The sequence below is a fragment of the Bifidobacterium felsineum genome (genome assembly GCF_002802915.1).
In the GTDB taxonomy this organism is placed as follows: Bacteria; Actinomycetota; Actinomycetes; order Actinomycetales; family Bifidobacteriaceae; genus Bifidobacterium; species Bifidobacterium felsineum.
This window is the reverse complement of record NZ_PEBJ01000006.1, coordinates 52,462-60,528: the sequence shown is the minus strand read 5'-3', so window position 1 is coordinate 60,528 and position 8,067 is coordinate 52,462. Positions and strand designations below refer to the sequence as shown.

Genomic DNA, 8,067 nt, shown 5'->3' with positions numbered 1-8,067 from the left:
ACCAACAAGCCAACCCCCGAACCATCAGAACCAGGAGGCCCGCCGTGCTGAGCGGCAACAGGTGAATAACTTACACGAACCCAAACAACAACGCAAATCAAGGCGCGCAAAACCCCGGGAAACGGCTTCATAGCGCGCCTCCCTCGGCGTGTCGCACAGAGCCATTTTTCATCTTCTCATGCTCTGCTACGCACAACATACGCCTCAAACATGTCCCTCGATTGAACAAATCCAGAAATATGAGACATATTTTTGCCAATTGAGGAAGCAGCATGCCCAGAATTCATCACTTCTCGTTCATCGAAACCGGGTATACCTGTAGTCATGACTAAGAAAATCGCAGTATTGACCGGTGCCGGCATCTCAACCTCGGCCGGCATTCCTGACTTCCGAGGCCCGGACGGCGTCTGGACCAAGCACCCTGAACAGACCAGTGTCTACGACATCGACCTGTTTATGAACAATAAAGAAGATCGCGAATACTCCTGGCGCTGGCAGAAGGAGTCACCTGTATGGAATGCGCAACCAGGCGCGGCGCATAAGGCATTGGTCAAGCTGGAGAAGGCTGGCATGCTGACGTTGCTGGCCACGCAGAATTTCGACGCACTGCATGAGAAGGCCGGCAACAGCCCTGATCTCATCGTGAACCTGCATGGCACCATCGGCACTTCGCATTGCATGAAGTGCCATCAGAAGTACAACACGGCGGACATCATGGCACGATTGGACGAGGAGCCTGATCCGCATTGCCATCGCAAGCTCAAGTACCGTGGCGATATGCCTTGCAACGGCATCATCAAAACGGATGTGGTGTATTTCGGCGAGGCCTTGCCGGATGGCGCAATGGAAAAGTCGTACGACCGCGCCACCAAGGCCGACGAATTGTGGGTCATCGGCTCCACGCTGGAGGTATACCCGGCAGCAAGCATCGTGCCGGTCGCTGCACAAGCGGGAGTGCCGATCACCATCATGAACATGGGCCGCACGCAGTATGACCGACTGGCCACGCGTCTGATTCACGAGGATATCGCGGTGGCGCTGCCCAAGCTGGTGGATGAAACGATTGCGGCGGCAGAATAATCGATTCGCATCAGCGCTGTAGCGAACCTACTGTTCGTTCACAAAGTAGAGCGAAGGGCTGTGGCATGGTGTTTCCGACCGTAAGCTTGGCCGAACGGCCTTGAGTGTGTCGGGAACATCATGCCACAGCCCTTCGCGGCCATTGCGCAACATCCGCAAATATGTATCAGTAGATACGCTTGGGTTGGAAGCCGGCTTCCTTGAGTGCCGCAAGGATACGGTCGATGTGGTCCGGACCGTTGGTCTCGACCGTGACGCCAAGCGACACCGCGTTGGTGTAGTGGCCGGATGCCTTGAATTGGTCATGGTCAAGCTGGATGACGTTGGCGCGTTCCTTGGCGAGCAAGGTAGCGACCTTGACCAGCTGGCCTGGCGTATCAGGCAGTTCAACCTCGAAGTTCATGATGCGGCCGCGAGCGATCATGCCCTTTTGAATCACGGCGCCCATCGTCACGGTATCGATATTGCCACCGGACATAATCGGCACCACCACGTGAGGGCCGGCGGCAGCGGCGAACTTGCGGGAGCGCAGGTTCAGATGCTCCAGAGCTGCCAGTGAAACCGCACCGGCAGCCTCAACCACGAGCTTGTGCTTTTCGAGCATGAGCAGAATCATCTCGTTGATGTCGCGCTCAGTGACGGTAACGAGATCATCGAGGAATTCGTTGAGCAGCGCATACGGCAAATCGCCCGGGTGCTTGACGGCGACGCCTTCAGCCGAGGTGATCACCTGATCGGCTTCGGTGACGCGGCCAGCCGCGAACGAGTTCTTCCACGCCGGGCTGCCCTCCGGAATGGCACCAATCACGCGAACTTCCGGCTTAAAGGTCTTGATGGCGAGCGCCACACCGGCACCGAGGCCACCGCCGCCAAGAGGCACGACCACATCGGTAACGTTCGGCACATCTTCGAGGATTTCCAGGCCGATAGTGCCCTGACCACAGATGACCTCATAGTCATCGAACGGCGGCACATAAATCATGCCTTCGGTCTTGGCGAGCTCAGCGGCGTGGGCCGCGGCCTCGTCGAACACATCGCCGTACAGCACCACGTCGGCGCCGTAGGCCTTGGTGGCATCCACCTTGAGCGGCGGAGTGATCTGCGGCATACAAATGGTGGCCTTGGCGCCACGCTCACGAGCCGCGTAGGCAACGCCTTGAGCATGGTTGCCCGCGGAAGCGGTGACGATGCCGTGGGAAAGCTGCTCTTCGGAAAGGGATGCGATCTTGTTGTAGGCGCCACGAATCTTGAACGATCCAGTAACCTGGAGGTTTTCGGGCTTCAGGAGAATTTCGTGGCCCGTCATTTCGCTCAACGTTGGGGAGGGAATGATTTCCGTGTGGCGGGCGGTGCCCTTGAGTCGTTCGGCAGCGAGCTTCAACTCCGCTGCATGGTCGCGCTGCAGCGCCTTCAAAACATCCTTTTGTTCCATAGTGGGTAATTGTAGGCCTCAGACCGTCGAGGGGCACTGGATATCTCGCTTACGAGGGGTTGATTTCAGCATTTTGAAACATCTATCTGCGTTACGAGGGGTTCCAATAACGTAACACCCTGAGTACAAACGCTGGTATTGCAACGTTCATACTCAGGGTTTACGCGATATATAACCCCTCGTAAAGGAGATAGACCTTCCGGCAAGCGGAAATCAACCCCTCGTAAAGGAGATAGCCGGCTTACCGGCTTGCTGCGGGCCGATTACAGCTGGATGACGGCGGCCTCCCACGGGTCAAGCTCGTTATTGGCGAGGGAGACGACCGTGTGGCTGGCATCATAGTTGCTGATCAGCACGTCCGGCTCGGTAACGCCGGCAGCAATCAGCTCCTTAGCATCATGCGGCAGATCGACCGTGCGGCCGGACAGGTTCACAACCACCAGCAAACGATCCTGGCCCAAGGTACGAGTAAACGCGTACACGTGCTCGTCATTTGCGTCGATGAGGTTCCACTCGCCGGCAGCGACCACCGCCTTCTCATGACGCAGAGCGATGAGCTGCTTGTAGAACGCGTAGACGGAGCTCGGATCGTCGAACTCGCTGGCGGCGTTGATTTCCGCGTGGTTCGGGTTCACGGAAATCCACGGCTCGGTGGCGGCATCCGGAGAAGTGAATCCGGCGTACTTCGAACCGTCCCACTGCATCGGGGTGCGCGCATTATCGCGGCCGATGAGCTCAAGGGCGTCCATCATCGATTCAGGGGTCTGAATCTTCGCTTCCTCCACGCGCTGGCGGAAGGCGTTGAGCGATTCCAGATCACGGTACTGGTCAAGGCTCTTGAAATGGGCTCCGGTCATGCCGAGCTCTTCGCCCTGGTAGATGTATGGGGTGCCGCGGTGCATGTGGAGCAACAGTCCAAAGGCTTTGGCGGACAGCACGCGGTTCTCCTCGGTGGTGTCATCACCCCAGCGGGAGACCACGCGCGGCTGGTCATGGTTGCAGAAGAACAAGCTGGCCCAGCCGGCGTTCTTCACAGCCTCCTGCTGGCCGGCCATTTTTTCGCGTAGGTTCTTGACTTCGAACGGTACAACATCCCACTTGGAGGTCGGCTTCTGGTCGACGCCGACATGGTCGAAGAGGAACAGCATATCCAGCTCACGGTTGGCCGGGTCGGTGATGTGCTCGTTGCGAGCCGGAACCACGCCCGGAGCCTCGCCGACGTTCATGTAGCCTTCGCGCTTCTCGAAGACTTCACGGCGCATTTCGGCAAGGAATTCGTCTACACGCGGGCCGTCCGAGCACCACGGGAACGGGGAGGAATAGCCTTCCGGGCCAACCGGATAATCCTCGATTTCGGAGCCCGGTTCGCCCGGCAGCTTGCCGTTCTTGTCGATGGTCTTGGAGATCTGGGTGATGACGTCCATGCGGAAGCCGTCGATGCCACGATCCATCCACCAGTTCATCATGTCGTACACGGCGTGACGCACGGCCGGGTTCTCCCAGTTCAGGTCAGGCTGCTTCTTGGAGTACTGGTGGAAGAAGTATTCGCCGCGTTCCGGGCAGTATTCCCATGCGGAGCCGCCGAAGTAAGAGCCCCACTGGTTCGGTTCGGCCCCCGGAGTGCCAGGTTCGAAACCCGGGCGGGCCGGACGCCACCAGTACCAGTCGGAGTGCGGGTCGTTCTTATCCTTGGATGCCTGGAACCATGCGTGCTCATCGGAGGTGTGGTTCACGACCAGATCCATCACGATCTTAAGACCGCGCTTGTGGGCTTCGGCCAGCAGCTCGTCCATGTCTTCGAGGGAGCCGAACAGCGGGTCGATGTCCTGGTAGTCGGAGATGTCGTAGCCGTTATCGTCCTGCGGGGACTTGTAGACCGGGGACAGCCAGACCACGTCGACGCCAAGATCGGCCAGGTAGTCGAGGCGGGAGGTGATGCCCTTGATATCGCCCAGACCGTCGCCGTTGGTGTCCTGGAAGGAACGCGGGTAGACCTGATAGACCACGGCGTTGGACCACCACGGATTCGGGGTTGCGCCGTTGGTACGGACGGAGTCGGGGACTGCGATGCGCTGTTCGTTAGTCATCGTTGCGGCCTTTCTCATGAATCATCATTGATTATTACTGCTTGGTAATTATTGAAACAGCCCGATGGTTTTATTCCCATCGGGCTGTTACACGGGCGTGCCGGAAAGTAATTACTTTACAGCGTCCTGCAATTACGGACTCGCCTGCGGCGAGACTCAATATTTCCTCGCGAGTACGCGGCCTATCGGCCGCCCGAGCCGGAAAACAGCCCACCGGGCTGTTTTCTTAATCGGCTCGTCTCGCTCGGCGCTGTTAAGTAATTGCAGCGCCTGCGCTGCAATTACTTAACAGCGCCCCTCATCACTCCACCGACGACCCACTTTTGGGCGAAGATGTAGACGACGAGGATCGGAGCCATGGCCATCAGGTAGCTGGAGAAGGCCATCGGATAGTTGGTGGCGAACTGCGAGCTGAAGACGTACTGGGCCAGCGGAATGGTCTGGTTCGACTGGTCCGTCAGCACGATCAACGGCAGGAGGAAGTCGTTCCATGCCCACAGTGCGGTCAGGATGGCGATGGTGGCGTTAATCGGGCTCATCAGCGGGAAGATGATGGTCCAGAAGATGCGCCAGGTGGATGCGCCATCGATGCGCGCCGCCTCTTCCAGCGAGACCGGAATCGAGCGGATGAAGCCGGTCGCGATGAACAGGTTGGTGCCGAGACCGAGCACGGTGTACAGGATGATCAGACCGATCTGATTGTCCAGGTGCAGGGAGCCCATCTGCTTGGCGATCGGCAGCATGACGACCGGGAACGGCACGAACATGGCGGCGATGAAGAAGTAGTACAGGAAGCGGAAGAAGCGCTTATCCATGTTGCGGGCCACCGCGTAAGCCACGAAGGTGTTGGTCAACAGGGTGAGCACCACGGCGGCAACTGTGATGATTGCGGAGTTGAGCGCGGCCTTCGGATAGTTGACTTTGGCGGATGCATCGGCGAAGTTGCCCCATTGCCACGAGGTGGGCAGGGCGAACGTGCCGGCTTCGGCCGGGGTTTTCAGTGCGGTGACGACGGTGAAGTACAGCGGCACCAGAATGGTCAGCGAAAGCACTGCCACGGCGGCGGTCAGCCACCAGTTGATGTTGTGGTCCTTGCGGAACCCGGACTTAGGAGACGAAGTAACGGTTGCAGTAGTCATAATGAATCCTCTCCCCGGGAAATCAGATCTGTTCCTGGCTGCGGGAGATGCGCAGCTGAATGAAGGCGATGATGGCCAGAACGATGAAGAAGAGTACGGCGTTGGCGGTCTGGTAGGCGTATTCGCCACCGGTCAGGCCGCCCTTCCAGATGAGGTAGGTGACCGTCTCCGTGGCCGAGTTCGGGCCACCGTCGGTCAATGCCACCACCTGGTCGAACGTGCCGAGCGCGTTCTTCATGGAGAGCACGAGATTGATGGTGAAGAACGGCCCGATCAGCGGGAAGGTGATCTTCCAGAACTTCTGCCATGCGTTGACGCCGTCGATGGCGGCTGCCTCGTAGATCTCATCGTCGATGGTCTGCAGGCCGGCAAGGTAGATCAGCACGGAATAGGCCACGCCCTGCCATACGGCGAGGAAGACGATCGGAATCCAGCTCAATTCCTCGTTGGTCAAGAGCGAAGTGGACAGCCACTCGATGCCGAGCGCCTTGCCGAGTTCGGGCAGCGGGTTCATGAAGATGTACTTGAACACGTAGCCGATGACCAGCACGGAGAGGGTGTAGGGCACGAAGAAGATCGCGCGGAAGCCGTTCTTGAAGGCAATCTTGGAGTTCAGCAGCACCGAGAGGAACAACGCGATCACGTTGATGAGCACGGTGATGGCCACTGCGATGAGCAGCGTGAACAGGTAGGCGTGGCCTACGCGATTGTCTTGGAACAGTGCGATGTAGTTCTTGAATCCGATGAACTTGTAGTCGCCGTAGCCCTGGGAGTTGGTGAAGGAGTACTTCACACCATCCACGAATGGCAGGTACAGGAAGAAGGCGAAGATGATGGCGGCGGGCACTGCCATCCAGTAGTAGGCCGGGTCAACCTTACGCTTGGAGAAGGCGTCGACCTTCTTTTTGGCGGGTTTGCTGGCTTTTGCGGCGGGCTTCGCAGCGGTTGCGTTAGACATGATTACTCTCCTCTCCTACTCGTCACTCGAAGGTCCTGGCCTGGACCTTGTCCCATTCGGTCTGCATCTGGTTCAGGAACCGGTCGGTGTTGCCGGAGGTCACCATGGTCTGCAGGTAGCCGCCGATGTTGATGGATGAGGGGATGTAGTGGTCGCAGAAGTCGGCCAGTCGGTTCTCCTCGAAGAACGGGCGCACAGTCTCCAGCGCCTCATTGCCGAAGTAGGTGTCCTTGAGCGGTGTGATGGCGGACTGGGCGTCGGCGTAGGAATCCAGCTGCTCTTTCTGCATCATGAATTCCACGAGTTTCATCGCCTCTGCCTTGTGCTTGGTGTTGGCGCCGATGGTGAGCATCGCGTCGTCGCCGGCGGTGAGAATCTGCTCGCTGGCATCATCGGTGGCCGGCATCTGCGCAAAACCGAGGTTGATGTCCTTGTTGATGAGCAGGATCTGCGGAATCGCATAGGTACCGAGCGGAATAATCGCGGCCTTGCCCTGTGCGAAGCTCTGCGTGCCCTGCTGGTAGGTGACGCCGGTGTCTTCGGTGGAGTAGGTGAAGAGTTCGGCTTCCTTCTCGACCGTGGTCTTCCACAGGTCCTGGAAGGTGGTCTTGCCTTGCTTCAGCTCGGTGTACTTGGTTTCGGGAACCAGCGTGCCGGCGAGGGATGCAAGCGGAGCCTGCGTGGTCCAAGCGTCGGCCACGGAACCCTGCAGCGGGTTGATGCCGGCGGCCTTGAACGTGTTGAGCATGTCCGTGAACTCGCTCCAAGTGGTCGGCGGGTTCTCCGGGTCGAGGCCGACCTGCTTGAAGAGGTCCTTGTTGTAGATGTAGCCTGAGGCGTTGCCGGCGAACGGCAGACCGTACAGGCGTTTCTTAGCCGGATCGGTGGTCTGCACGAGGTTCTTGGCGATGTTTACCATGCCGGGATTGAGCGTGTCCACAATCGGCTCGTCGGTGAAGTCGTAGAAGACACCGGATGCGGCGAACATGCCGAAGCTGATATCGCCGTTGAAGGTGATGACGTCCGGCACGCGATTCTTCACAAAGCGGGTGCGCAGATCGGTCTGGGCGTTGGCGGAGTTGTTGATGTTGACCTTGATGGTCGGGTTCTGCTTCTCAAAGTCCTGCACGATGGCCTTGAACGTGTCCGCGGCCTCGGACTTGAACTGGAAGAAGTCGAGAGTGACGGTTCCTGCGGTGCTTGAACCGCAGCCGGCCAGGCCGAAGCCCACAGCGAGCGCGCACACCGTTGCGGCCACACGCACGCCTAAACGCTTCAGTCTGGAAGTTGGGTACAGGGAATCTGACAGCATTGCTGACTCCTTTGTTTTTCCTTCCACCGCCGGCACCAATGCCAGCGGCAATTCCTCCA

General features: G+C 58.6%; 6 protein-coding genes. 1 reads left to right on the top strand and 5 read right to left on the bottom strand.

Translation table 11 applies throughout. From position 1 onward, the window contains the following. Positions 1 to 324 precede the first annotated feature (324 nt). Positions 325 to 1,080: a Sir2 family NAD-dependent protein deacetylase gene (locus CSQ86_RS09230; RefSeq protein ID WP_100494847.1), complete on the top strand. Its 756-nt coding sequence runs from the start codon at positions 325 to 327 to the stop codon at positions 1,078 to 1,080. Between the two features lie 166 nt (positions 1,081 to 1,246). Here the strand turns inward: CSQ86_RS09230 and ilvA are convergent, their stop codons facing one another. The 5 genes from ilvA to CSQ86_RS09205 form a co-directional block, all read right to left on the bottom strand. Further along, on the bottom strand, positions 1,247 to 2,512 hold the full coding sequence (gene ilvA / locus CSQ86_RS09225) for a threonine ammonia-lyase (protein WP_100494846.1): 1,266 nt from the start codon (positions 2,510 to 2,512) through the stop codon (positions 1,247 to 1,249). Between the two features lie 263 nt (positions 2,513 to 2,775). Further along, positions 2,776 to 4,599 carry a glycoside hydrolase family 13 protein gene (locus tag CSQ86_RS09220; protein WP_100494853.1) on the bottom strand — a complete coding sequence of 608 codons (1,824 nt, stop codon included), beginning with the start codon at positions 4,597 to 4,599 and terminating at the stop codon, positions 2,776 to 2,778. Between the two features lie 281 nt (positions 4,600 to 4,880). Beyond that, positions 4,881 to 5,738 carry a carbohydrate ABC transporter permease gene (locus CSQ86_RS09215; protein ID WP_100494845.1) on the bottom strand — a complete coding sequence of 286 codons (858 nt, stop codon included), beginning with the start codon at positions 5,736 to 5,738 and terminating at the stop codon, positions 4,881 to 4,883. 22 nt (positions 5,739 to 5,760) lie between these two features. Continuing rightward, positions 5,761 to 6,696 carry a carbohydrate ABC transporter permease gene (locus CSQ86_RS09210; protein WP_100494844.1) on the bottom strand — a complete coding sequence of 312 codons (936 nt, stop codon included), beginning with the start codon at positions 6,694 to 6,696 and terminating at the stop codon, positions 5,761 to 5,763. A gap of 22 nt (positions 6,697 to 6,718) precedes the next feature. Further along, on the bottom strand, positions 6,719 to 8,008 hold the full coding sequence (locus tag CSQ86_RS09205) for an ABC transporter substrate-binding protein (RefSeq protein ID WP_100494843.1): 1,290 nt from the start codon (positions 8,006 to 8,008) through the stop codon (positions 6,719 to 6,721). Between the last annotated feature and the right edge of the window lie 59 nt (positions 8,009 to 8,067).

Excerpts from the sequence above, each read along its gene's own strand:
- CSQ86_RS09210 (WP_100494844.1), bottom strand. The coding sequence starts at position 6,696 with ATGTCTAACGCAACCGCTGCGAAGCCCGCCGCAAAAGCCAGCAAACCC.
- CSQ86_RS09205 (WP_100494843.1), bottom strand. The coding sequence starts at position 8,008 with ATGCTGTCAGATTCCCTGTACCCAACTTCCAGACTGAAGCGTTTAGGC.
- CSQ86_RS09215 (WP_100494845.1), bottom strand. The coding sequence starts at position 5,738 with ATGACTACTGCAACCGTTACTTCGTCTCCTAAGTCCGGGTTCCGCAAG.
- ilvA (WP_100494846.1), bottom strand. The coding sequence starts at position 2,512 with ATGGAACAAAAGGATGTTTTGAAGGCGCTGCAGCGCGACCATGCAGCG.
- CSQ86_RS09220 (WP_100494853.1), bottom strand. The coding sequence starts at position 4,599 with ATGACTAACGAACAGCGCATCGCAGTCCCCGACTCCGTCCGTACCAAC.
- CSQ86_RS09230 (WP_100494847.1), top strand. The coding sequence starts at position 325 with ATGACTAAGAAAATCGCAGTATTGACCGGTGCCGGCATCTCAACCTCG.